Raw genomic sequence first — 23,242 nt, 5'->3', positions numbered from 1 at the left:
ACTTTCAACCGGCGCGCCTAAGCAGCGGGCATGAGCACATCCGATCACGACCGCCTCCTCATCATCGATTTCGGCAGCCAGGTGACCCAGCTGATCGCGCGCCGCCTGCGCGAGCTGAACGTTTACTGCGAAATCCACCCCTTCAACCATGTGGACGACGCCTTCCTGGCGGAGTTTACGCCCAGGGCGGTGATCTTCTCCGGTGGGCCCGCGTCGGTGTTCGCGGATGGTGCACCCATGCCACCCAAATCCGTATTTGATCTGGGCGTCCCAATCCTTGGCATCTGTTATGGGCAACAGGTCATGATGCACTGCCTCGGCGGCAAGGTGGAGCGCGGCCACGGCACCGCCGAATTCGGACGGGCCTATGTGACGCCCGAGGCGCGCAAGCTCGCCCTGCTGCAAGGCTGGTTCGAGGCCGACCGCGAACAGGTCTGGATGAGCCACGGCGATCACGTCAGCGAAATCGCGCCGGGTTTCGAGGTCTATGGCACCTCACCCAACGCGCCCTTTGCCATCACCGGCGACACGGAGCGTGACTTCTACGCTGTCCAGTTCCACCCCGAGGTGCACCACACCCCGAACGGCGCCAAACTCTATGAAAACTTTGTCCGCCTTGCAGGTTTCACCGGCGATTGGACCATGGGCGCTTACCGCGAAGAGGCGATCAAGCGAATCCGCGCGCAAGTCGGCGACGGCAAGGTCATCTGCGCGCTCTCCGGCGGCGTCGACAGTTCTGTCGCCGCGGTGCTGATCCACGAGGCCATCGGCGATCAGCTCACCTGCGTCTATGTGGACCATGGGCTCATGCGCAAAGGCGAGAGCGCGCAGGTGGTGGGCATGTTCCGCGAGCACTACAACCTGCCACTCATTCACGCCGACGAATCCGAGCTGTTCCTCGGCAAGCTCGAAGGGGTCTCCGATCCCGAGACCAAGCGCAAGATCATCGGCGGCCTCTTCATCGACGTCTTTGAACGCCACGCGCAAGAGATGGGTGGCGCGGATTTCCTTGCTCAAGGCACGCTCTACCCGGATGTCATCGAATCCGTCTCTTTCTCCGGCGGTCCGTCGGTCACCATCAAATCACACCACAACGTCGGCGGCCTTCCCGAACGTATGAACATGCAGCTGGTCGAGCCTCTGCGCGAACTGTTCAAAGATGAGGTCCGCGCTCTGGGCCGCGAGTTGGGCCTGCCGCCCAGCTTCATCGGGCGTCACCCCTTCCCCGGCCCGGGCCTTGCGATTCGCTGTCCCGGTGAGATCACACGCGCCAAACTCGACATCCTGCGCGAAGCCGACGCTGTCTATATCGATCAGATCCGCAAGCATGGGCTTTACGACGATATCTGGCAGGCCTTCGTGGCCATCCTGCCCGTTCGCACGGTGGGCGTCATGGGCGACGGGCGCACCTATGACTATGCTTGCGCACTGCGCGCCGTTACATCGGTTGACGGGATGACGGCAGACTATTACCCCTTTAGTCATGAATTCCTGGGTGAGACGGCAACGCGGATCATCAACGAGGTTCCGGGGATCAACCGCGTCACCTACGACATCACCTCCAAGCCTCCGGGCACAATCGAATGGGAATGACATGATGCACGCGGTTCTGCGGCTATGGCGACTACCGGGGCTCAAACACTAGCCCCCGCTTCGCCTGTTCCGCATCCTCTGCCTCAAGGTTTTTCCCATGTCCCCCGTTTTCAAGGCTGCGCTCTGGATGAGCGGTGCCATCGCCTCCTTCTCCACCATGGCTGTGGCCGGGCGCGAAGCCGCCTCCGAACTCGATACCTTCGAGATCATGATGTACCGCAGCCTGATCGGGGTCGTGGTGGTGGTGACGCTGGCGGGGTTACTGGGCACCTGGCGCGAGATCAACCGCGACAGCCTGGGCACGCATGTGATCCGTAATCTGGCGCATTTCACCGGGCAGAACCTGTGGTTCTATGCGGTCACCGTGATCCCGCTGGCGCAGGTCTTTGCCCTGGAGTTCACCTCACCACTCTGGGTCATCGTGCTATCGCCGCTGATCTTGGGGGAAAGGCTGACCTTGGTGCGCGGCATCGCGGCGCTGATGGGATTCCTCGGCATCCTGATTGTCGCGCGGCCCGATATGGCCGGGCTCAACGCGGGCGTGATCACCGCCGCATCTTCCGCCATCTTCTTTGCACTCACGATCATGATCACCAAACGGCTGACCCGCAGCCAAAGCATCACCTGCATTCTGTTTTACCTCACCACAATGCAACTGGTCATGGGGGTGATCGCGGCAGGCTATGATGGGGATATCGCCGTGCCCGGCGCCGCAAGCCTGCCTTACGTGGTGCTGATCGGCATCGCGGGGCTGGTGGCGCATTTCTGCATGACCAACGCGCTGGCGATTGCGCCAGCCACGGTGGTTGTGCCGCTCGATTTCATCCGCCTGCCCGCCATCGCGGTCATCGGAATGATTCTCTATGCCGAGCCGCTGGACATCTTCGTGTTTCTGGGGGCGGCCATCATCTTCACCGGCAACTATTTGAACATTTGGGTGGAGACGCGCCAAAGAACTTGATTTTACGTGAGGTCACACCTCACCCTTCCCTTGCGTCATGCGTTGATCCGGCCCGCGCCTGTGCTTACGTGGCGCCGCCTGCACCGATACCAACGCAACATACGCAGGTATGTCTTCTGGGGAGGAGATCCATGAAAAGATATCTATCAAGTGTAACAGTACTGTGTCTCGCCGCAGGAGGCGCCCACGCAGGCGCGCTGGACCGAACCGGGCAGTCCGTCGATGTGCTCTTTGAGGAGGGGCGGTATCTGGAGTTCAGCTTTACGGGTGTGTCGCCTAGTCTCTCTGGAACAAGTAGTGGTGTCTCGGGGTTGCCAAATGGAACCGGATCCGGCGACATCTCACCGAGCTATTTTCAGTTCGCGGGAGCCTACAAAGCCGACATTAATGATCGCCTCTCTTATGCGCTCATCCTCGACCAACCCTTTCTGGCGGAAGTAGATTACGCCGCCGGTACAGGATACTTTGCCGCCGGCTCCAATGCAGAATTTGATTCAGTCGCCCTAACTGGTCTGCTGCAGTACAATTTTAATTCTGGTTTCAGTACCTTCGGTGGACTAAGACTTCAGTCCGTTTCGGCAAATGCGGCAATCGAGTTCCCCGCGCTTGGCCTAACTGGTTACAGCGTGGATGCGGAGCGAGACTATGGCGTCGGTTATGTATTTGGCGTAGCTTACGAAAAACCGGAAATTGCTCTTCGAGTATCACTAACCTACAACTCCGAAGTAAGTCACTCAAACGACGTAGTTGAAGGTTCCGCATTAGGCGCTGGTCGAACTTCTGTCACCGACTTCGAAACACCCCAGTCGGTAAATCTTGCGTTCCAGACAGGTGTTGCGCCAGGGACCCTACTGTTTGGTGGTGTAAGATGGGTCGATTGGTCAGACTTCGCTCTGACACCTGCGGACTACCAGACACTGACGGGAGGGTCTTTGCTATCTTACGAAGATGATGTGTTCACCTACACGCTCGGTGTCGGGAGACGCCTGAACGAAAACTGGTCAATCGCGGCTTCGCTCGGATACGAGAAGACAAACGGCAGCTTCTTCACCAACCTCGGCCCGTCCGACGGTCAAGAGAGCATTGGCCTTGCAGCCATCTACACCCAAGGGAACATGAAGATCACAACTGGTATCCGCTACATTCGCATCGGAGATACCGTTACACGTGCTGGTCCTGTGGCACCGGCCGCCCGGTTCGAAGGCAACGATGCTATCGCTTTGGGCGTTCGTGTCGGCTATAGCTTCTAAACCACAAGACACCCGAACACCCTAAAAGCCCCGTGGAGAGATCCGCGGGGCTTTCGCGCATGATCCGGGTGGCTCCGCTGCGGCGCGTTGCGTAGGCTTGCCCCATGACGGATCAAATGTCCCTTTCATCCCGAACCTGGGCCGCCCTTCTTCTGCTTGCCGTGATCTGGGGGGCGTCGTTCCTGTCGATCCGCGTTGCGCTGGATGAGATCGGGCCGCTCACTGCCGTGGCGCATCGCACGCTCTGGGCTATGCTGGTGCTCTGGATCGTTGTGGCCATCCGCCGCTTGCCACTGCCCCGTGCGCCGGGAATCTGGGGCGCGTTTCTCGTCATGGGGCTCTTGAACAACGTCATCCCCTTCGGCCTCATGGCCTGGGGACAGCTTTATGTCGAGACCGGGCTGACATCAATCCTGAACGCTGCCACAGCAGTGTTCGGAGTCATCGCCGCCGCGCTCTTTTTCAGGGACGAGCGGCTCAGCCTGCGCAAATCCATCGGCGTCCTGCTTGGATTTTTCGGTGTGGCGACGGCCATCGGGCTGGAAAATATACGCAGTTTTGATCTGCGGTCTCTGGCACAGCTGGCCATCCTGGCGGGCACGGTCTCTTACGCGCTGGCCAGTGTCTGGGCGCGCAAGACGCTCTCGGCGCTGTCCCCGCAAGTGGCCGCAGCGGGCATGTTGACCGGATCTACCATAGTCACCCTGCCCCTTGCGCTGAGTGTCGAAGGCCCGATGCGGTTCGACCTTGCGCCCGTCACGGTGCTGGCCATTGGCTACTATGCCGTCATCGCCACTGCCGGAGCCTACCTGCTTTACTATTATATCCTTGCGCGTGCAGGCAGCGGGAACCTCATGCTGGTCACCCTGTTGATCCCACCTGTGGCGATCCTGCTGGGCACAGTGGTGCGGGATGAGGCGCTGAACCCCAATGCCTATTTTGGCTTTGCCATCCTCGCGCTTGGCCTCGCGGTGCTCGACGGACGCCTCTGGCACAGGCTTCGAAAGACGGGCCGATTGATTGACCCGCCTCCCAAACGTCCCTAGGACAAGCCTGTACCACCGCTGTCAGGACGCGCCCCATGCTCTATTCTTCCGCTGCCGACTGGCGCGCTGCCCCCCGCAAATCCGTTCTGGTCTACGGCATGTCGGGTTTGGGAAAAACGCATATGTCGAACCTGCTGCGCGACAGCGGCGACTGGTTCCACTATTCCATCGACTACCGCATCGGCACCCGTTACATGGGCGAATTCATCACCGACAATGCCAAGGCGGAGGCGATGAAGGTGCCCTTCCTGCGCGATCTGCTGATGAGCGACAGCATCTATATCGGCTCCAACATCACCTTCAACAATTTGGCCCCCGTCGCCACCTATCTCGGCAAACCCGGCGATCCGACCAAGGGCGGCTTGCCCATCGCGGAGTACAAGCGGCGGCAAGAGCAGTTCCGCTTGGCCGAAATCGCTGCTCTGCATGACACGGTGCATTTCGCCAAACGGGCCGACGCGCTTTATGGCTATCCGCATTTCATCTGCGACACCGGCGGCTCGATCTGTGAATGGGTGGATGCCGATGATGACGCGGACCCGATCCTGCGCGAGCTCTCCCAGCACTGTCTGCTGGTCTGGATCAAAGGGGACGCGGCGCATACGCAGGAGCTGATCCGCCGCTTTGACCGTGCGCCAAAACCCATGGCCTATCAGCCGGAGTTTCTTGCCCGTGTCTGGCAAGATTATCTGAGCAAAAACAAATGTGTCGAAGAGGATGTGGACCCGGATGACTTCGTGCGGTTCACCTATGCGCAGGCGCTGGCACACCGCCAGCCGCGCTATGAAGCCATGGCGCGCTGGGGCATGACCGTCACGGCAGATGAGGTCTCAAACCTGAAGACGCCTGAGGACTTTGACGCCCTGATAGCCCAACACCTGTAAGATCCGTCACCCAAGCGTGAGCGCGCGCCCCTTGAGACACCCCCCGCAAAAGCCTATCTGACTGCTCTGATCAGACGCCGGAAGACACCTATGCCCATCAAGATCCCCTCCGACCTGCCTGCCTATGACGTGCTCACGCGCGAGGGTGTGATGGTGATGGATGAGGATCAGGCGGCCCGGCAGGACATTCGCCCCCTGCGCATTGGCCTGTTGAACCTGATGCCCATGAAGATCCAGACGGAGACTCAGTTCGCTCGCCTGATCGGGGCCACACCGCTGCAGATCGAGCTGACCCTGATCCGCATGTCTGAACATCAGACCAAAAACACCGCTGCGGAGCATATGGAGAGCTTTTACCGCCCGTTTCAGGAGGTGAAGTCCGAGAAATTCGACGGGCTGATCATCACCGGCGCGCCCATCGAGCATCTGGAGTTCGACGCCGTCACCTATTGGGACGAGCTGCGCGAGGTCATGGACTGGACCCAGACCAATGTGACCTCGACCTTCGGCGTGTGCTGGGGCGGGATGGCGATGATCAACCACTTCCACGGGGTCAAGAAACACATGCTGGAGGCAAAAGCCTTTGGCTGTTTCCGACACCAAAATCTGGCGCCGGCCTCGCAATACCTGCGCGGGTTTTCCGACGACTGCGTGATCCCCGTCTCGCGCTGGACCGAAATGCGGCAAGGCGAGATTGACGCCGCACCGGGACTGAAAACGCTGCTGGGCAGTGATGAGGTCGGCCCCTGCCTTGTCGAAGATCCAGCGCATCGCGCGCTCTATATCTTCAACCACTTCGAGTATGACAGCGACACGCTGAAACAGGAATACGACCGGGACGTGGCCAGCGGTACACCAATCAACGTGCCGCAGAACTACTATCCGCAGGATGACCCGACGCGCGCCCCGCTCAATCGGTGGCGCAGCCATGCGCATCTGCTCTACGGCAACTGGCTGACGGAGGTGTATCAGGACACACCCTATGACATCGATGCAATCGGGCGTTAGACGGGTGGTGATCGCAACGCTGCTTGTGCTGGCGCTGGTGGCCGTGGTGCAATGGCGCGCGACGGCGCGGGAGGCGCAGGCCAGCGCCGACTTTCCTCCAACCGGGCAACTCATTGCAACGGGATCGCGGCGCGTGCATGTGCAGGTGTTGGGTGACAACGGCCCCGATCTTGTGCTGCTGCACGGGGCGTCGGGCAGCCTGCGCGAGTTTACCTTCGATCTGGCGCATCAGTTGAAAGACCGCTACCGCGTGATCCTTCTTGACCGGCCGGGCCTCGGCTGGACGGATCGCGCGTCCGCCCGGTTTGGGGGATCACTGAACCGCAATGCTGAATCGCCCGCCGATCAGGCCGCAATGTTGCAGGAAGCCGCTGACGCGCTGGGTGTCACCAACCCGATCATTCTTGGCCATTCCTTTGGCGGCGCGGTGGCCCTCGCCTGGACTCTCTCCCGCCCCAAGGGCACTGCAGCCCTTGTCATGGTCTCAGGCGTGTCTCAGCCCTGGCCGGGCGAGCTGGACTGGCAATACCGCATCATGGACACGACACTCGGCAACCTGATTGTACCGCCGCTGGTCTCGGCCTTGGCGCCCGGCTCTCTGGTGCGCAGCAGCGCTGAATCGATCTTTTGGCCGCAGCAGATGCCCGAGGGGTATCTGGCGCATATTGGCCCTGACCTCACACTGCGCCGTCAGACCTTCCGCGCAAATGCGCAACAAATCAACAGCTTGCGTCCCCATGTGGTGGAGATGTCCAAGCGCTATTCCGAGCTGACCTTGCCTGTTGAAATCCTGCACGGCACCGCAGATGAAATCGTGCCCATCCACATTCACAGCGAACCACTGGCGCAGCAAATCGATGGTGCGGTGCTGACCCGGCTTGAGGGTGTGGGCCATATGCCACATCAGGTCGCGACCGACGCCGTTGTTGCCGCGATTGACCGCGCAGCGGCCCGTGCGGGTTTGCGTTAAGGGTATTAACATCCCATATTGAAGCCAGACCCACTGCCCCGGAGGGCCCATGGACCTGCCATTTGACGGCGCCATCAGCAAGTTTTTCGAAACTGAAGCCCCCCGTGAGGTGCGCGAGGCCATTCGCCGGGCGGATCGGGGGGATATTCTTTCAACGACCTATCCGCACGGCGACAGGATGGCGCGCAAACCCTATGAGAAAGAGCTGGCCGTACTGCAGATCGAACTGGTGAAAATGCAGGCCTGGGTGCGCGAAAGCGGCGCGCGAGTCGTGATCGTCTTCGAGGGACGCGACGGCGCCGGAAAAGGCGGCACAATCAAGCGGTTCCGCGCCAACCTTCACCCGCGCACAGCGCGGATCGTAGCGCTGTCCAAACCCACCGAAACCGAGGCAGGTGAATGGTATTTCCAGCGCTATGCCCGACAACTGCCAACCGCTGGTGAGATCGTGTTCTTCGATCGCAGCTGGTACAATCGCGGCGTGGTGGAGAAGGTGTTTGACTTCTGCACGGACGCGCAGCGCCAACACTTCTTCCATCAGGTCCCCCAGTTCGAAGATATGCTGGTGGACGAAGGCGTGCACCTCTTCAAGCTCTGGCTGAACGTCGGACAAGCCGAGCAACTGCGCCGGTTGCTGGCGCGCGAAAGCGACCCGCTGAAACAGTGGAAGCTCAGCTGGATCGACGTCGAGGGGCTGAAGCGCTGGGAGGCCTACACGCAGGCCATTTCCGAAACATTGGAGCGCAGCCATACGGATGTCGCACCCTGGACGATTCTGCGCTCCGACGACAAGCGCCGCGCGCGGCTGAACGCCATCCGTGCGGTGCTGCATGGGCTGGACTACGACCGCAAGGACGAGAAAGCGATTGGCCCGGTCGATGCGTCCGTCTGCGGCGGTTTGGACGTCTGGGATGCCTAAGCGCGGCTACCACCACGGGAACCTGCGTCAGGCTCTGATTGACGCGGCGCTGCAGCTGATCGAGGCGCGGGGACCGATGGGGTTCACCCTTTCTGAGGCGGCCAAACAAGCGGGCGTGACGCCCGCAGCGGTCTATCGGCATTTCGAAGGCCGCGAAGATCTGATCGCCGAAGCCGCGTTGCAGGGCTACGAGATCTTTGCCGATCTGATGCAATATGCCTATGACAAGGGGCAACCCTCTGCGCTGGCTGCGTTTTCCGCAACCGGACGCGCCTATCTTGCCTTTGCGCGCAAATATCCCGGCCACTACATCGCGATGTTTGAGAGCGGGATTTCAGTGAACCGTACGCCGGACTTGGCCGCCGCCGCGACCCGCGCCAATGATGTTTTGGAAAAAGCGGCAACCGACCTCAGCCAGCATATCCCGGAGGACAAACGCCCGCCTGCCTCCATGTTCTCGGCGCATATCTGGGCGCTGAGCCACGGGGTGGTCGAGCTTTTTGCCCGGAACTCGCCCGGGCGCGCTTCGCCCTTCCCTGCGGATGACCTTCTGGAAAGCGGAATCGGAATCTATCTGCGCGGTCTCGGGCTGATCACCCCGGACAGCTGAGGCCCCTTCCAGAAGACACAAAAAAGGCCGCCCGAACAGGGCGACCTTTTTGATTTGGACAAGGGGCTGTCCGGCTTAACGCTTGGAGAACTGGAAGCTCTTACGCGCCTTGGCCTTACCGTATTTCTTCCGCTCGACCACGCGGCTGTCGCGGGTCAGGAAGCCAGCGGCTTTCAGCGCACCGCGCAGGGACGGATCGTAAAGCTGCAGCGCCTTTGAGATACCGTGCTTGACCGCACCGGCCTGACCGGAGAGGCCACCGCCCTTGACGGTGGCAACCACGTCGAACTGACCTTCGGTGCCAGAGACGGAGAACGGTTGCGCCAGGATCATCTGCAGCACGGGGCGCGCGAAATAATCGTTCTGGGGCTTGCCGTTCACGGTGACTTTGCCGGAGCCGGGCTTGATCCAGACCCGGGCAACCGCGTCTTTCCGCTTGCCGGTGGCATAGGAGCGACCCAGATCGTCACGCACGGGCTCGCGCGGGGTTTCGACCACTTCAGGAGCGGCTTCGAGACCAGCAGCCTGGCCTAGCTCTTCGAGTGTGTTAATTTCTTCAGCCATGCTCATGCACTCCGGGTGTTTTTGCTGTTCATGGATTTCACATCCAGAACTTCGGGGCTCTGCGCCTCGTGAGGGTGATCACCGCCTGCGTAGACACGCAGGTTGGTCATTTGCTGACGGCTCAGACGGTTGCCCGGCAGCATGCGCTTGACCGCGAGGGTCACGACACGCTCGGGATGCGCGCCTTCGAGGATCTGCGCCTTGGTGCGCGACTTGATCCCGCCCGGGTGGCCGGTGTGCCAATAGTGGTTTTCTTCGCGCTTCTTGCCGGTGAGTTGCACCTTGTCAGCGTTGATGATGATCACGTTGTCGCCCATATCCATATGCGGTGTGAACGACGGCTTGTGCTTGCCACGCAGACGCATGGCCACGATCGACGCGAGACGGCCCAGAACAACGCCCTCGGCGTCGATCAGGATCCATTTCTTGTCGATATCTGCGGGAGTTGCAGAGAAAGTTTTCATGGACGGTTCCCCGGTTGAGGTGAAGGCCTGCGGCTGACGCCATGGGCCTGAATTCGATTGTGCGGTTATAACCAAGGCAATTGGCGCGTCAAGCGATGGTATCGGCATAAAGCTTCATAAAATCATATGGTTATAAAATAGGTATTATTTTACCCCATCTCTTGACCCGCTTTAGGCTTGGAGTCAGACGATGTTGGAGCCTCTCCGGTAGGGGCGCCAGCATCTTCGCGACCAAGACAAAAGCTGACTTAGCGGCGCGGTTAGTCGGTTGCCGTCTCCGACGCGTCTGGCATGGCCCGCAGCATTTCATGGATGACATCATAGGCTACTCCGATGACCCCTATTGCCTCCTCAAGGCTTACGGTCACGTTGGGGTGGGCAAGCGGGTTTCGATGCTGGTCTTTCAGCTGCTTCAGCGTCTCCCACACCATGGCGTCGCCATGCTGACCTTGCCGCAATCGCCACGCCCCAATTCTCACCCACGTCATCGAAGAGGAACTTTAAGGATCCTGACAGTTCGGTCGCTTTTTGTGTCGAAACCCGCAGATATGGACTGAAAACACTTTCTGGATACAGCTGACCCAGTTTTGTCGCAGCATTGATTTGCAACTCTGACTATTGGTCGCGTCCGGTTCCTGTGGCTTCGGAGCAAGATATTATGTCTTTGCTGTTTCCAGTGGAAGCCTGTGGACCTAAATCTAGACGCTGATCTGCTCGGGCGGGCCGTCCAGCAAGTCGCGCAGTCGCAGCATCGCGGCGTCAAAGCTTTTCAGGGACACCCCTGCATTGATCGCCATCCGCACCGCATGCGGCGCGCGGGCGTCGCGGCAGACAAACTCCTCCGCTGATCTGATCTGCACGCCAACCGCTTCCGCTGCCTGACAAAAGGCCCCGGCCCGCCAGCCCATGGGCAAGCGGAGCCACAAAAACGGCACGTCCTCGCGCCAGCTCAGGTCATATCCGCCCAGAATATTGACCGCGCTTTGCACATAGGTGTTGAAGGCGCGGCGGGTTTCCTGCGTCAGATCATCAATCTGCGGATGCATCAGCAGCATCGCACTCAGATCGCAAAGCGGCGTGGCGAGGCCAAAGAAGCTGTGCTCGGCCGTGCGGCGCAAGATCGACCATTTGCCCTCAGGCGCGATGGCAAAGCCAAAGCGCAGCGACGGGGTGATCGTTTTGGCAATAGACGACACATACCAGCCCCGTTCCGGTGCCAGCATCCGGTAGGTCGGCGCACGGTTCACGCCCATCCTGTAACAGTCATCTTCGAGGATCTGTACGTCATGCCGCCGCGCGATTTTGGCGATCTGCTCCCTCCGGGCCACCGGGGTAAAACCCCCCGTAGGATTGTGCACTTCGGGCGAGGTGCACAGCACCTGCGCATCATGCGCCTTGACCGCCGCTTCAAATGCCTCCGGGATGAGGCCGTCTTCATCCATAGCGACGGGCACCACATCGGCCCTCAACATCTCTGCCACACGGCGAAATCCCGGATAGGCCAGTTCTTCGATGAGAATCGCCGGCTTCCGCCCCTGAAGCACCGATTGCAGGATCAGCAGGATGCCGTTCTGCCCGCCATGACACAGGGTGATGTCCTTCTCGCCGAGCGGGCCCAGTGGCGTGCCCTCCAGCCACCGAAGTACCGCGCGCCGTGCCGCGCGCGCACTGTCGCGGCTGGGGTAATGCATCACGCCCGAGGGTGGCTCCTTTGCTACCTGTGCCATCAGCTGGCAGATCACCTTGTCCTGCCCGACGCAGGGCAGATGGGGAGAGAACAGGCTTACCGCATATCGGTCTTCATCCTCGCAGACGGCATGTGGGATCACGTCAATCTCGATCGGCTCATCCGACACCCGCATCGGGCTGGGCGGCGCCACAAATGTGCCGCGCCCGACTTCTGCCTTCAACGTGCCCTCGTCCGTGAGGATGGTATAGGCCCGTGCAACTGTCCCCGGGGTGATGCCAAGCGTCCAAGCCAGTTCCCGCACCGGCGGCAGCTTGTCGTCCGGCTTCAATGCGCCCTCATCAATACCCCGCCGTATGCTGCTGACAACCGCCTGGTATTTGGGCCCCTGCCCCGACACGAGTTCCGGTTGCCAAATTGTACCCATTACAATGTTTTCCTAGCGTGAATGTATCAAGCATCGTATCAATATAATGTAGCTATGTTGCTACATTGTGTCAATACAATTTAGGAGATTTCCCCATGGCACGCGCGACTTCACTTTCGACCGAAACACTGACCTATCTGGCGGAGGCACGCATCGTGCCAATGCTGGCCGTCATTGCGGTTGAATTTGCGGTCTGCCTGTCGAAATGGGCCACTCGCCGAGAGACCCGCCGCGCTTTGAAAAAGCTGACGGATTGGGAGTTGCGCGATGTGGGGCTGACACCGGAGCAGGCTCGCGATGAGGCTGCAAAGGTGTTCTGGCGCGCGTAACCTCCCCGGTACGCGACCAGACCTCTTCCTCAAGGCCGGGCTCAGTCCCGGCCCTTTTTTATGGATCAAGCGGCAGCTTTACGCTGCCGACGCGCGACGATCATGGCCGCAACACCGCTCAGCAACAGCAAGCCGCCCGCAGGCAGTGGCACAGGGGCCGGATCATCGCTTGGCGGGATGTTTCCGGTGAACTCCAAGGGGTGCAATTCGCCATTGTCCGACAGGATCGACTGCGCAATGACCGACCCTTCATTGCTGGCCCCAAGCTCGATGGTTGCACCGGGTGCCAGCACATGGCCAAAGACGGTGCTGTTGAAGTTGATCACACCCGTCGCCTCAAAGAAGTTCCAGATCACGCCCGTGGCCGCATCGATCGGCGCAATGCCAAGGTGGTCAACGAAGTTCAGTGAGACATCGCCAAAATCCCCGGCGACGTTGATCAAAAGCGTATCGAGACCGGTGAGGTCAAACACACCCGTGCCCGCTGCCAGAAAGCTGAAGTCAATGTTGAGCACCGGAGCGCCACCAAACACGCGTTGACCGCTGCCGTTGGTGGTCACGGTATTGGGGCCGGGCAATTGACTCAGTCTTTTGGATTCTGCTTCAAAAACCGCAAAATCGATCTCCGGGACATTTGGGGTCGGTGCATTCTCGATCAGAATGTCTTCATTCTGGTTGAAATTGCCGCCCGTGCGGAGACCGCCCAACGTGACAGTCTGAACACCACCGTTCAGCTGAAGGTTTGAATCGGTCAGGTCGCCCTCAATTGTCACGCCGCCGGATTTGCCGACCGTGATGTTGGCGTCCGTTGCATCACCAAGGATGATCAGATCGTCAAAGCCATCTGCGGCGGTGCCCTCGTTCCGGTCGTTGATGATGATGTTGCCGGTGGCGTCGCCTGCAATGATGACACGCCCTTCAGATTCGCTATTGCCGGAAAAATCTTGCGTCACCGCGCCAAAGGATCCGAAGATCTCCTCAACCGTGAGCGGCGCTGCGGCCACCTGGCCAGCCAGAATGGCGAAAGCGGATGCGGACAAAACACTCTTGAACACGCGATTTACCTCTTAAAAATCTCGATCTACTTTATCTCGGTATGCCGCGTCCGCAAAGAGCGCAACGCAAAAACTAAAAATTGTCGTTAATGTGATGTGACGTCATGACAGCGCAATTGTCGGCTTATTGTGGAGGAATGGCATAGGTCAGGCTGGCGCGAGCGACAGGCGGCTCCTGCCCCTTCGAGTATATCAGGACATCGCAGACAGAGAGCTGCTTGCCAAGCTTGAGCAGGCGCACCTCCCCCAGCAGATCCGTGCGGGCGGCAGGTTTGTGCATGAAGTCGATGGCGCAGTTGGTCGTGACAGCCAAAGCCTGCGGCCCGATGCGAGCGAGGGTCATGAGATAGGCCCCCACATCCGCCAGCGCAAACATCGTGGGGCCTGACACCGTGCCGCCGGGGCGCAGATGCTTGTCGCTGACCTCAAGCCTCACGGTGAGCCGATCCGTCGCCACGTCTTCCACGACAAAATCATCCGCCACCTGCTCAAAAGCCTGATCAAGGAAGGCATTCAGCGCGGCGGCATCCATTTTCAGCGGCATGATCCCTCCGGATGTGGTGCTCGCGGAACCCTGTTCGAATTCCCTTGAGAGAGCAAGCGCCGCCCCGCGCCTGACGCAGCGTCACAGGCCTGTGGTGGCTGCGGCGACACGGGGCCGCCGGGGCTGTTGCGCAGGCTGGGCGGCTGAACTAGATGTGCCGCATGACACAAGAGTTGCATATCGTGGGCGGCGGCATGGCCGGATCGGAAGCGGCCTGGCAGGCGGCGCAGATGGGTGTGACGGTTGTGCTGCACGAAATGCGGCCCGACGTCGGCACCTTCGCACATCAGACGGGCCTTCTGGGGGAGATGGTCTGCTCCAACTCCTTCCGCTCGGATGACGACGAGCAGAACGCCGTGGGCCTGTTGCACTGGGAAATGCGCCAGGCGGGCGGCCTGATCATGCGAACTGCCGATCAGCACAAATTGCCTGCTGGCGGTGCGCTTGCGGTGGACCGCGACCCTTTTGCGCAATCGGTTACAGACGCTTTGATGGCGCATCCGAATGTGCGGGTGGAATATGGCGAGATCACAGAGCTGCCCGAGGACGGCCACTGGATCATCGCCACCGGGCCGCTCACCTCCTCCGCCTTGGGTCAGGCGATTGCCGCAGAAACCGGAGCGGAGGCGCTGGCCTTCTTCGACGCCATTGCCCCCATCGTCTATTTCGACAGTATCGACATGTCGACGGCCTGGATGCAGTCGCGCTATGACAAGGGCGAGACCGAGGAAGAGCGCACCGCCTATCTGAACTGTCCGATGGACCGGGACCAGTATGAGGCCTTCATCGACGCGCTGTTGAGTGCTGACAAGACCGAGTTTCACGAGGGCGAAGCGACATCTTCCCCCGACCCCACCCCCTACTTCGACGGCTGCCTGCCCATTGAGGTGATGGCTGAACGCGGGCGCGAGACGCTGCGGTTTGGTCCGATGAAGCCCGTCGGCTTGACCAACCCGCATCAGCCGGATGTGAAACCCTATGCCGTCGTGCAACTGCGCCGAGACAACAAGCTGGGCACGCTCTACAATATCGTGGGTTTCCAGACCAAGATGAAATACGGCGCACAAACAGATGTTTTTAAACGCATTCCGGGGCTGGAGAGTGCGAGCTTTGCCCGTTTGGGCGGCATTCACCGCAACACGTTTCTGAACTCCCCCACACTTCTCGATGCGCAGATGCGCCTGCGCTCGCGCCCAAACGTCCGCTTTGCCGGGCAGATCACCGGCGTTGAAGGCTATGTGGAATCGGCGGCCATGGGGTTGCTTGCGGGGCGGCTCGCCGCTGGCGATATCCTGGGCCAGCCGGTGGATGTGCCGCCCGACTGCACCGCGACCGGCGCGCTGATCACCCATATCACCGGCGGTGCGGAGGCCAAGACCTTCCAGCCGATGAATGTGAACTTCGGGTTGTTCCCGCCAGTCCAGGGCCTGAAAGGCGGGCGGCGCGGGCGCAAGGATCGCTACAAGGCCTACACGGATCGCGCGAAAATCGCGTGGAAAGAGTGGCTTGGCGCGGCAGCCCTAGACGCGGCCTAGTCCGAAAGGCTATCCTTGCACCATGACGCAAGGATATCTCGACAAGGTCTACGCCGCGCGCGCCCCGGAAGATACGCGCACCCTCTATGATGCATGGTCGGCCAGCTACGACGCCGAGGTGCGCGAAAACGGCTATGTGACGCCGAACCGCTGTGCCGAGGCTCTGGCCAGATCCGTGTCGGATCTCACCCGCCCTGTTCTGGATTTCGGCTGCGGCACCGGCCTCTCCGGTTTGGCGCTGAAGCTTGCCGGGTTTGAGACCGTCGACGGCGTCGATCTTTCGCCCGAGATGTTGCAGCAGGCGCGTGCCAAGCGGCTTTATCGCCAGTTGGAGCTGTGCACCGTGGAGGGCGCGCTGCCCGTGGAGATTGATGACTATGCCGCAGTGGCCGCCATCGGTGTGATTGGCGCGGGGGCGGCTCCGATCTCTGTCTTCGATGACCTGATGCACGGGCTGCGGCGCGGCGCCCTCCTGGTCATGTCGTTGAACGATCACGCGTTGCAGGACCCGGCCAATGAGGGGCGGATCTGCGAATGGACGGACTGCGGCGCGGCACGGCTTCTGGTGCGGGAGCGTGGGCCCCATTTGCCGGGCATTGGCTTGAAATCCAACGTATATATCCTTGAGAAGACGTGACATTCCGAACCCGGTTTGCGCCATCTCCCACCGGGCCCTTGCATTTGGGCCACGCGTTTTCGGCCCTGACCGCCTTTGACATGGCGCGCCGCGCGGGTGGTGAATTCCTGCTGCGGATGGATGACATCGACCGCATCCGTTCAAAACCCGAATATGAAGACCTGGCTGTCGAAGACCTGCGTTGGCTTGGGCTCAGCTGGCCGGAGCCGGTGATGAAGCAATCCCGGTCCGGGGCACGGTTTCGGGCTGCACTTGCGCAGCTGGACCAACTGGACCTGACCTACCCTTGTTCCTGCAGCCGGGCGGACATCGCCGCCGCCGCTGATGCGCCGCAGGAGGGCGTGCCCACCCATGGCCCCGATGGCCGCATCTATCCCGGCACCTGCCGAGGGCGCCCGATGTCCAAGGCCACCGAGGATGACGCAATCCGGCTCGATATGGCCAAGGCGCTGGCGGTCGCAGGCCCCCTACCCGCATTTGTCGAGACAGGTGCGGAGGTCTGCGGGACTCATGCCTTGGAGGCCACCGATCTGCTAACCACCATTGGCGATGTCGCCGTCGCCCGGCGCGGCATGGCGGCGGCTTATCATCTTTGCGTGGTGGTCGATGACCACGCACAGCAAATCAGCCATGTGGTCCGCGGCGTTGATCTGTTTGACGCCACGCGCATCCATGTACTGCTGGCGCATCTGCTGGGGCTGCCGATCCCGATCTACCACCATCACCGGTTGATCCGCGACGATGCCGGAAAGCGGCTGGCCAAGCGGGACGACGCGCGCGCCATATCACTTTATCGGGCCGAAGGCGCGCAGCCGGATGACATTCGCCGGATAGTCGGCCTGCCCCTTGGCTAAGGCTTACTCAGGCTGCATCAATTCCACTTCACCCGCATCCGACACACCTGTGTAAAAACAGCTGCGCCGCCCGGTGTGGCAGGCAAGCCCGATCTGCTCCACCTGCAGCAACAGGCAATCCCGATCACAATCCACCCGCATCTCGATGAGTTTCTGATGGTGGCCGCTGGTCTCACCCTTGATCCAGAAGGCCTGTCGCGAGCGGCTCCAATACGTCACACGCCCACTCTCCAAGGTACGGGCCACGGCGGCACGGTTCATCCAGGCCATCATCAGCACATCCCCATTCACCGCATCCTGAGCAATGGCAGGGATCAACCCCGCGTCGTTGTATGTCAGCGTGTCAGGATCGAACGCCGCCAGCTCCTGCGTCATGCCAAAAAACCTTTTTGCATCTGTTGCCCGAGGACTTATGTATGAAAGCCGAAAGCAACGGAAGAGCGCGGGTGCGTCATGTCTGGTGAAAACGATCTGATCAAACTTTACTCAGGCCGCATTCTGGCGCTGGCATCGGATATCCCGCATTTGACCCGGCTGGACCACCCGATGGCGTCGGTAAAAAAACGCTCGCCGCTCTGCGGCTCTGCTGTGACCGTGGATTTGAACGTCGAAGAGGGTCGCATCAGCGCCTTTGGCCAGGACGTGAAGGCCTGCGCGCTGGGGCAAGCGGCAGCCGCGGTGACAGGCGGCGCCATCATAGGACGAACCCTGCCAGAGCTCGAAGCCGGCAGAGACGCCTTGCAGGCTATGCTGAAAGACAATGGCCCCGTGCCCCCCGCCCCTTTTGATGGTTTTGAGGTCTTGGAACCGGCCAAAGACTACAAGAATCGTCACGCTTCGATCTTGCTGAGCATTGAAGCTGCCTGCGAGGCGATGGCACAGGCGCTGCGGGCCGATTGCGCCTGATCCTTGCCCGAATTGGCGATTTTTAAGTAAATGCTGTCATTCCTGGTGCGGGCGAAACACCCTGAGCACTATGACAAGCCAGTTTCAGATATTTGACGACCGCGTGGGGCTCAAAGCCGGGCGCAATACCGAGCCGTTCCTGTCGCAGGTCTTCCGCCGCGACATGGGTGGCGGCGCGTTCAAGATGATGAAAGATCTCTCCGCGCCCATTTTCGTGCAAGGCCACCACTGAGCCGGTCTGCGCCTCGCCTATACTTCTTTTAAAAAAAGCGCCGCACGTCCCGAGCAGGACGGCGGCGCCAGGCAATGCGTCTCTCACGGGGGATCCGAAGCACAAGGACAGGGGGGCAAACCCTGATGAGATCGGAACAGGCAGCGTTCGTCTCATGTGCCAGTTCGGGGAAGCAACTGGCCTGTGCGCGGCGCGAGATCGCAGGCAGAAATCAGATCAGGGACGGGATATGCAGCCCCACCAAAAGCATCACAACGAGAGCCATCAAACCAGCGGCATCCTGCAGCAGCGTCCTGTGTGACCTGGACGCGACGGAGGCGATTTCGAAAAGCAAGGACATGGGCAACTCCCTCTTGTTGCCTCTTTGTTCTCATATCTGCAAGGTGATGTAAAGAACTTATTAAGAACATATGCGAACAAATATGTTTGAGCGCCGCTCGAAAGGGCCTTAGCCCACCGAAATAAGGCGGATCGCCTCTTCCTGACGCATCAGCCATAGCAGCAGTCGGGCCGCCTCTCCCCGGGGAGTGCTAAGCGTGGGGTCTTGGGCCAGCAAGGTGCGCGCATCGCTTTGCGCGATCGACATCAGCCCCGCCTGCCGCTCCAGATCCGCGATTTGGAACCGGGGCAGCCCCGACTGCGCCGTGCCAATCAGGTCACCCGCACCGCGCATCTGCAGATCGGTTTCCGCAATCGCAAACCCATCCTCGGTCTCCCGCAGCACTTCGAGCCGCCGCCGCCCGGTCTCGGACAATGGCGCCTGATAGAGCAGCAGACAGGTTGACGCCGCAGCCCCCCGGCCGACCCGCCCCCGCATCTGATGCAGCTGTGCCAGGCCAAAGGTCTCGGCCCGCTCGATCACCATGATGGTCGCGTTCGGAACGTTCACGCCCACTTCGATCACCGTCGTGGCGACCAGGACACTGGTCTGTCCGGCAACAAAGCGGGACATCGCCGCATCCTTCTCGGCGGCGGGCATCTGGCCGTGCACCAGCCCGACCTGCCCGTCCCCCAGAGCGGCCCTCAAATGTTTGAACCGGGCATCCGCTGCGGTCAGATCGAGCACCTCGCTTTCTTCCACCAGCGGGCAGACCCAATAGCACTGCCGCCCCTGCGATATAACCGCGCGCAACCGCTCGATCACCTCATCCATGCGCTCGGTGCTGATCATCGCGGTCTTGATCGGCTGGCGTCCGGGCGGTTTTTCATCGAGCACGGAGATATCCATGTCGCCGTACTGCGCGAGCGACAGGGATCGCGGAATGGGGGTGGCCGTCATCACCAGAACATCGACATCCGCGCCCTTGCGGCCCAGCTCAAGCCGTTGGCGCACACCAAAGCGGTGCTGTTCATCGACCACCGCAAGCCGCAGATCGGCAAAGGTGACATCCGCCTGAAACACCGCATGGGTGCCCACCAGAATCTGGATATCGCCGCGCGCCAGCGCCTCCAACTTGCGCCGTCGCTCCGCGCCTTTGTCGCGGCCGGTCAACACCTCCAGCACCACGTCAGCGTCTTGCGCAAGGGGACCGAGGGATTCCAGATGTTGCCGCGCCAGGATCTCCGTGGGCGCCATCAGCGCCCCCTGCCCGCCCGCCTCGACCGCGCGCAGCAAAGCCAGAAAGGCAACAAGCGTCTTCCCTGCCCCCACGTCGCCCTGCAAAAGCCGGTTCATGCGCGCCGGAGCAGCCAGATCTGCGTTGATCTCCTCCACCGCGCGCGACTGCGCTGCGGTCGGACGATAGGGAAGCGTTGCCAGAACCCGCTGCTGAAGCTGTCCGTCCCCTTGCGTCACCCGTCCCGGTTTTCGCCTTGCGGTGGCGCGCGCCAGGGCCAGCGTCAATTGATGGGAAAAAAGCTCGTCATAGGCCAGGCGCTCGCGCGCGGGTGCTGTTGGCGCGAGATCTTCCTGTCGGGCGGGGTCATGCGCCGCCATTAGGGCTTCTGCAAACCCGGGCCAGCCCGCGCGTGCCTTTTGCTCGGGGTCTATCCATTCAGGCATCTCTGGCACACGGTCCAGAGTCGCCCGCGTGGCCTTGAACATCAGCTTTTGCGTCACCCCGGACGTGAGCGGATAGACTGGCTCGAACGCGGGGATGCGCCCCGCGTCCTCTTCCGCAACGATGTAGTCAGGGTGCACCATCTGCGGGATATTGTCGAAACTCTCCACCTTGCCCGAGACGATGCGGCGGCTGCCCGTGGGCAGGGTCTTTGCCCAATAATCCCCGCGCGCCTGGAAGAACACCAGTTGGAACGACGTCTGCGCATCCTGCACATGCACGCGGTAGGCGCCACCTTTCGTGCGCGGCGGTGTGTGCGGCCCGATCTGAACCGACACCGTGAGCGTCGTGGGCAGCACCGCATCCCGGATCGTCTCAATGCGGCTGCGATCGACGCCCGCATAGGGCAAGATAAAAAGAAGATCGCGGGGGGCCTGCACACCAAGCGCTGCCATGGTGCTTGCGGTTTTGGGCCCAACGCCAGCCAGCGCCGTCAAATCGGCAAACAGCGGAAACAGCCGTTCCGGACGGCCGCTCATACGCCTGCGATCAGAGCGAGCCAGCTGTCTTCATCCAGCGTTTCAATGCCCAGCTCTGCGGCCTTTTTCGCCTTTGATCCGGCGCCGGGTCCGGCCACCACCAGATCGGTCTTTGCGGACACCGAGCCTGAGACCTTGGCGCCCAACCGTTCGGCGCGGGCCTTGGCCTCGGCCCGGGTCATCTTTTCCAGGGTGCCGGTGAAGACGACGGTCTTTCCCGCGACAGGGCTACCTTCTGTCTTTGGACGCGCGGCGGGCTGCACATCCAGATGCGCCACCAGCCCGTCAATCGATGCGCGCTCCGCCGGTTGCGCCAGCGTGTTCACAAGAGACCCGGCCATCACCGCCCCCACACCGTCGATGTCGAGAAGATCCGACCACGCCGCATCTTCGCGATCCTGCGCGGCCTGCATCGCGCTGATGAACGTCTCCCACGTGCCGTAGGTCTGGGCAATGAGGTTCGACGCCGCCTCGCCCACATGTCGGATGCCCAGCGAGAAAATCAGCCGCGACAGCGGGATCTTCCGCTTGTCATCAATCGCGTCAAAGAGGTTGGAGGCCGATTTCTCACCCCAACCTTCGCGGTTCTTGAGCTGCTGCATCCCGGAGCCGAACCGCTCTCGCAGCGTGAAGATATCAGCCGGGGTCTGGATCCAGCCGTCGGCGTAGAACTGCTCCACCTGTTTTGCCCCCAGCCCTTCAATGTCGAAGGCGGCCCGGGAGACAAAATGCTTGAGCTTTTCGACCGCCTGCGCGGGGCAAATCAATCCGCCAGTACAGCGACGCACAGCGTCACCGGGCTCACGCACTGCATCGCTGCCGCATTCGGGACATGTGCTGGGGAAATCATAAGGTGTTGCCTCTGTCGGGCGTTTGGCCAGATCAACGTCCGCCACCTTGGGGATCACATCGCCCGCCCGGTAGACCTGCACCCAGTCTCCGATGCGGATATCCTTGCCCTCCCGGATGGTGGTGCCGGTGTTGTCACGGCCCGCGATGTAATCTTCGTTGTGCAGCGTGGCGTTCGAGACCACCACCCCACCCACTGTCACGGGATCGAGCCGCGCCACCGGTGACAATGCACCGGTTCGACCCACTTGAATGTCGATAGCCGCGAGGCGAGTCCAGGCCAGTTCTGCCGGGAATTTATGCGCGATGGCCCAGCGGGGCGTGGTTGACCGGAACCCGAGGCGACCCTGAAGTGCCAGATCGTTGACCTTATAGACCACCCCATCAATATCATAGCCCAGGGTCGCGCGCTGTGCCTCGATTTTTGCGTAATGTTTGATGAGTGCGTCGGGTCCATCGCAGAGGCGGGTCAGCGGGTTGGTTTGGAAACCAAGGGCTGCCAGGCGCTCAATCGCCTGCATTTGTGTCTCGGCCAGCGGTTCGGAGACAGCGCCCCAAGCGTAGGCAAAGAAACGCAGCGGACGTTGACGCGTGATCGTCGCATCCAACTGCCGCAGGGAGCCCGCCGCTGCGTTGCGCGGGTTGGCGAAGACCTTGCCCCCCGTCTCGGACTGGCGCGCATTCAGCGCTTCGAAGTCCGGATGCGACATATAGACTTCGCCGCGCACCTCCAACACGTCGGGCGCGCCTGCAATCCGGGTGGGGATATCGGCGATGGTGCGCGCGTTGGCGGTTACATTTTCACCGACAGTGCCGTCGCCACGCGTCGCTGCCTGCACAAGTGTGCCCTGCTCGTATCGCAAGGACAGCGACAGGCCGTCGATTTTCGGCTCGGCCGTGTAGGGCAGCGGCGCGTCGTCATCCAACCCAAGGTAGCGCCGAACACGTGTGTCAAATTCCGCTATATCATCGGCGTCAAAGCCATTCGACAGGGACAGCATGGCCACTGCATGCGTGACCTTGGAAAACCCCTCTGCGGGGGCTGCACCCACTTTATCCGAAGGGCTGTCGCTGCGTTTCAGATGTGGAAACCGGGCCTCAATCGCTGCATTGCGCTGCTTCAGCGCGTCATAGGCGGCGTCCGATATGTCAGGCGCATCATCGCCGTGATAGGCGGCATTGGCCTTGGCCAGCTGCGCTGCAAGTTCGGCCAACTCGTCCTTCGCGGCCTGCTCGCTCAGCGTGTCAACATCTGCCAAAGACATCTTAGCTGGCCCCTTCCAAATCGCATGTCAAACTAGATATGCGCAGGCCAAGGTCAGGTCCAGTTGATTTCGTCGGAAGCGAGTGTCTGGCAACGGCGGTGGTCCAAGGGGACC

25 protein-coding genes are annotated in these 23,242 nt (G+C 61.1%); 15 read left to right on the top strand and 10 right to left on the bottom strand.

Going from position 1 to position 23,242, the window contains the following annotated elements; translation table 11 throughout:
* Window positions 1-30: 30 nt before the first annotated feature.
* The 9 genes from guaA to So717_RS09605 all read left to right on the top strand — a co-directional run bounded on the left by guaA (window position 31) and on the right by So717_RS09605 (window position 9,241).
* Window positions 31-1,593 (top strand): glutamine-hydrolyzing GMP synthase, encoded by a 1,563-nt coding sequence (guaA, locus tag So717_RS09645; protein WP_159976615.1) that lies wholly within the window; start codon window positions 31-33, stop codon window positions 1,591-1,593.
* Between the two features lie 97 nt (window positions 1,594-1,690).
* Window positions 1,691-2,554 carry a DMT family transporter gene (locus tag So717_RS09640; protein WP_159976613.1) on the top strand — a complete coding sequence of 288 codons (864 nt, stop codon included), beginning with the start codon at window positions 1,691-1,693 and terminating at the stop codon, window positions 2,552-2,554.
* A 131-nt stretch (window positions 2,555-2,685) separates the two neighbouring features.
* On the top strand, window positions 2,686-3,804 hold the full coding sequence (locus tag So717_RS09635) for an OmpP1/FadL family transporter (protein ID WP_159976611.1): 1,119 nt from the start codon (window positions 2,686-2,688) through the stop codon (window positions 3,802-3,804).
* 104 nt (window positions 3,805-3,908) lie between these two features.
* Entirely contained in the window at window positions 3,909-4,850 is a 942-nt protein-coding gene (locus So717_RS09630; RefSeq protein WP_159976609.1) for a DMT family transporter, read from the top strand.
* Window positions 4,851-4,885: 35 nt separating this feature from the next.
* Entirely contained in the window at window positions 4,886-5,734 is an 849-nt protein-coding gene (locus So717_RS09625; RefSeq protein ID WP_159976607.1) for an ATPase, read from the top strand.
* 90 nt (window positions 5,735-5,824) lie between these two features.
* Window positions 5,825-6,742, top strand: coding sequence for a homoserine O-acetyltransferase MetA (metA, locus tag So717_RS09620; protein ID WP_159976605.1), 918 nt, complete (start codon window positions 5,825-5,827; stop codon window positions 6,740-6,742).
* Window positions 6,717-7,712: an alpha/beta fold hydrolase gene (locus tag So717_RS09615; RefSeq protein ID WP_438810647.1), complete on the top strand. Its 996-nt coding sequence runs from the start codon at window positions 6,717-6,719 to the stop codon at window positions 7,710-7,712. Before metA ends, So717_RS09615 begins: the two co-directional genes overlap by 26 nt.
* Window positions 7,713-7,761: 49 nt before the next feature.
* Window positions 7,762-8,631 (top strand): polyphosphate kinase 2, encoded by an 870-nt coding sequence (gene ppk2, locus So717_RS09610; protein ID WP_159976603.1) that lies wholly within the window; start codon window positions 7,762-7,764, stop codon window positions 8,629-8,631.
* Window positions 8,624-9,241 (top strand): TetR/AcrR family transcriptional regulator, encoded by a 618-nt coding sequence (locus So717_RS09605; RefSeq protein ID WP_159976601.1) that lies wholly within the window; start codon window positions 8,624-8,626, stop codon window positions 9,239-9,241. Before ppk2 ends, So717_RS09605 begins: the two co-directional genes overlap by 8 nt.
* Before the next feature lie 75 nt (window positions 9,242-9,316).
* Here So717_RS09605 and rpsI read toward each other — a convergent pair whose 3' ends face one another.
* The 4 genes from rpsI to So717_RS09585 all read right to left on the bottom strand — a co-directional run bounded on the left by rpsI (window position 9,317) and on the right by So717_RS09585 (window position 12,383).
* Entirely contained in the window at window positions 9,317-9,805 is a 489-nt protein-coding gene (gene rpsI / locus So717_RS09600; RefSeq protein WP_159976599.1) for a 30S ribosomal protein S9, read from the bottom strand.
* Between the two features lie 2 nt (window positions 9,806-9,807).
* Window positions 9,808-10,269 (bottom strand): 50S ribosomal protein L13, encoded by a 462-nt coding sequence (gene rplM / locus So717_RS09595; RefSeq protein ID WP_159976597.1) that lies wholly within the window; start codon window positions 10,267-10,269, stop codon window positions 9,808-9,810.
* Between the two features lie 260 nt (window positions 10,270-10,529).
* The gene (locus So717_RS09590; protein ID WP_159976594.1) at window positions 10,530-10,757 is read right to left on the bottom strand and encodes a hypothetical protein; all 228 of its coding nucleotides are present in this window, start codon (window positions 10,755-10,757) and stop codon (window positions 10,530-10,532) included.
* 210 nt (window positions 10,758-10,967) lie between these two features.
* Entirely contained in the window at window positions 10,968-12,383 is a 1,416-nt protein-coding gene (locus So717_RS09585) for an aminotransferase-like domain-containing protein (RefSeq protein ID WP_159976591.1), read from the bottom strand.
* A 95-nt stretch (window positions 12,384-12,478) separates the two neighbouring features.
* On the opposite strand from So717_RS09585, the gene So717_RS09580 reads away from it, so the two are divergent.
* Window positions 12,479-12,712 (top strand): DUF1127 domain-containing protein, encoded by a 234-nt coding sequence (locus tag So717_RS09580; protein WP_159976587.1) that lies wholly within the window; start codon window positions 12,479-12,481, stop codon window positions 12,710-12,712.
* Window positions 12,713-12,777: 65 nt separating this feature from the next.
* Here So717_RS09580 and So717_RS09575 read toward each other — a convergent pair whose 3' ends face one another.
* Together So717_RS09575 and So717_RS09570 are read right to left on the bottom strand one after the other, a co-directional pair.
* Entirely contained in the window at window positions 12,778-13,767 is a 990-nt protein-coding gene (locus So717_RS09575) for a collagen-binding domain-containing protein (RefSeq protein ID WP_159977137.1), read from the bottom strand.
* A gap of 124 nt (window positions 13,768-13,891) precedes the next feature.
* On the bottom strand, window positions 13,892-14,311 hold the full coding sequence (locus tag So717_RS09570) for a PaaI family thioesterase (RefSeq protein WP_159976584.1): 420 nt from the start codon (window positions 14,309-14,311) through the stop codon (window positions 13,892-13,894).
* A 161-nt stretch (window positions 14,312-14,472) separates the two neighbouring features.
* Here So717_RS09570 and trmFO point away from each other — a divergent pair, with 161 nt between their 5' ends.
* The 3 genes from trmFO to gluQRS are packed head-to-tail and all read left to right on the top strand — an operon-like array spanning window position 14,473 to window position 17,337.
* Window positions 14,473-15,846 carry a methylenetetrahydrofolate--tRNA-(uracil(54)-C(5))-methyltransferase (FADH(2)-oxidizing) TrmFO gene (trmFO, locus tag So717_RS09565; RefSeq protein ID WP_159976581.1) on the top strand — a complete coding sequence of 458 codons (1,374 nt, stop codon included), beginning with the start codon at window positions 14,473-14,475 and terminating at the stop codon, window positions 15,844-15,846.
* Between the two features lie 22 nt (window positions 15,847-15,868).
* Window positions 15,869-16,483 carry a class I SAM-dependent DNA methyltransferase gene (locus tag So717_RS09560; protein WP_159976578.1) on the top strand — a complete coding sequence of 205 codons (615 nt, stop codon included), beginning with the start codon at window positions 15,869-15,871 and terminating at the stop codon, window positions 16,481-16,483.
* The gene (gene gluQRS / locus So717_RS09555; RefSeq protein WP_159976575.1) at window positions 16,480-17,337 is read left to right on the top strand and encodes a tRNA glutamyl-Q(34) synthetase GluQRS; all 858 of its coding nucleotides are present in this window, start codon (window positions 16,480-16,482) and stop codon (window positions 17,335-17,337) included. The genes So717_RS09560 and gluQRS overlap by 4 nt, the downstream gene beginning before the upstream one ends.
* A gap of 3 nt (window positions 17,338-17,340) precedes the next feature.
* Here gluQRS and hisI read toward each other — a convergent pair whose 3' ends face one another.
* Window positions 17,341-17,712, bottom strand: a complete 372-nt coding sequence (hisI, locus tag So717_RS09550; RefSeq protein WP_159976572.1) for a phosphoribosyl-AMP cyclohydrolase — start codon at window positions 17,710-17,712, stop codon at window positions 17,341-17,343.
* A gap of 78 nt (window positions 17,713-17,790) precedes the next feature.
* Here hisI and So717_RS09545 point away from each other — a divergent pair, with 78 nt between their 5' ends.
* Together So717_RS09545 and So717_RS09540 are read left to right on the top strand one after the other, a co-directional pair.
* The gene (locus So717_RS09545; RefSeq protein ID WP_159976569.1) at window positions 17,791-18,243 is read left to right on the top strand and encodes an iron-sulfur cluster assembly scaffold protein; all 453 of its coding nucleotides are present in this window, start codon (window positions 17,791-17,793) and stop codon (window positions 18,241-18,243) included.
* A gap of 70 nt (window positions 18,244-18,313) precedes the next feature.
* Complete coding sequence (locus So717_RS09540) at window positions 18,314-18,475, top strand: hypothetical protein (protein ID WP_438810645.1); 162 nt, start codon at window positions 18,314-18,316, stop codon at window positions 18,473-18,475.
* A gap of 211 nt (window positions 18,476-18,686) precedes the next feature.
* Here the strand turns inward: So717_RS09540 and So717_RS22515 are convergent, their stop codons facing one another.
* From So717_RS22515 to ligA, 3 genes are all read right to left on the bottom strand, one after another.
* Window positions 18,687-18,815, bottom strand: a complete 129-nt coding sequence (locus So717_RS22515; protein WP_275113669.1) for a hypothetical protein — start codon at window positions 18,813-18,815, stop codon at window positions 18,687-18,689.
* Between the two features lie 108 nt (window positions 18,816-18,923).
* The gene (recG, locus tag So717_RS09535) at window positions 18,924-21,014 is read right to left on the bottom strand and encodes an ATP-dependent DNA helicase RecG (RefSeq protein WP_159976566.1); all 2,091 of its coding nucleotides are present in this window, start codon (window positions 21,012-21,014) and stop codon (window positions 18,924-18,926) included.
* Entirely contained in the window at window positions 21,011-23,128 is a 2,118-nt protein-coding gene (ligA, locus tag So717_RS09530) for an NAD-dependent DNA ligase LigA (protein ID WP_159976563.1), read from the bottom strand. Before ligA ends, recG begins: the two co-directional genes overlap by 4 nt.
* Between the last annotated feature and the right edge of the window lie 114 nt (window positions 23,129-23,242).

Source organism: Roseobacter cerasinus (assembly GCF_009811755.1).
Classification (GTDB): domain Bacteria; phylum Pseudomonadota; class Alphaproteobacteria; order Rhodobacterales; family Rhodobacteraceae; genus Roseobacter; species Roseobacter cerasinus.
The sequence above is the reverse complement of the archived record's forward strand: the minus strand, read 5'-3'. Positions and strand labels throughout refer to the sequence as shown.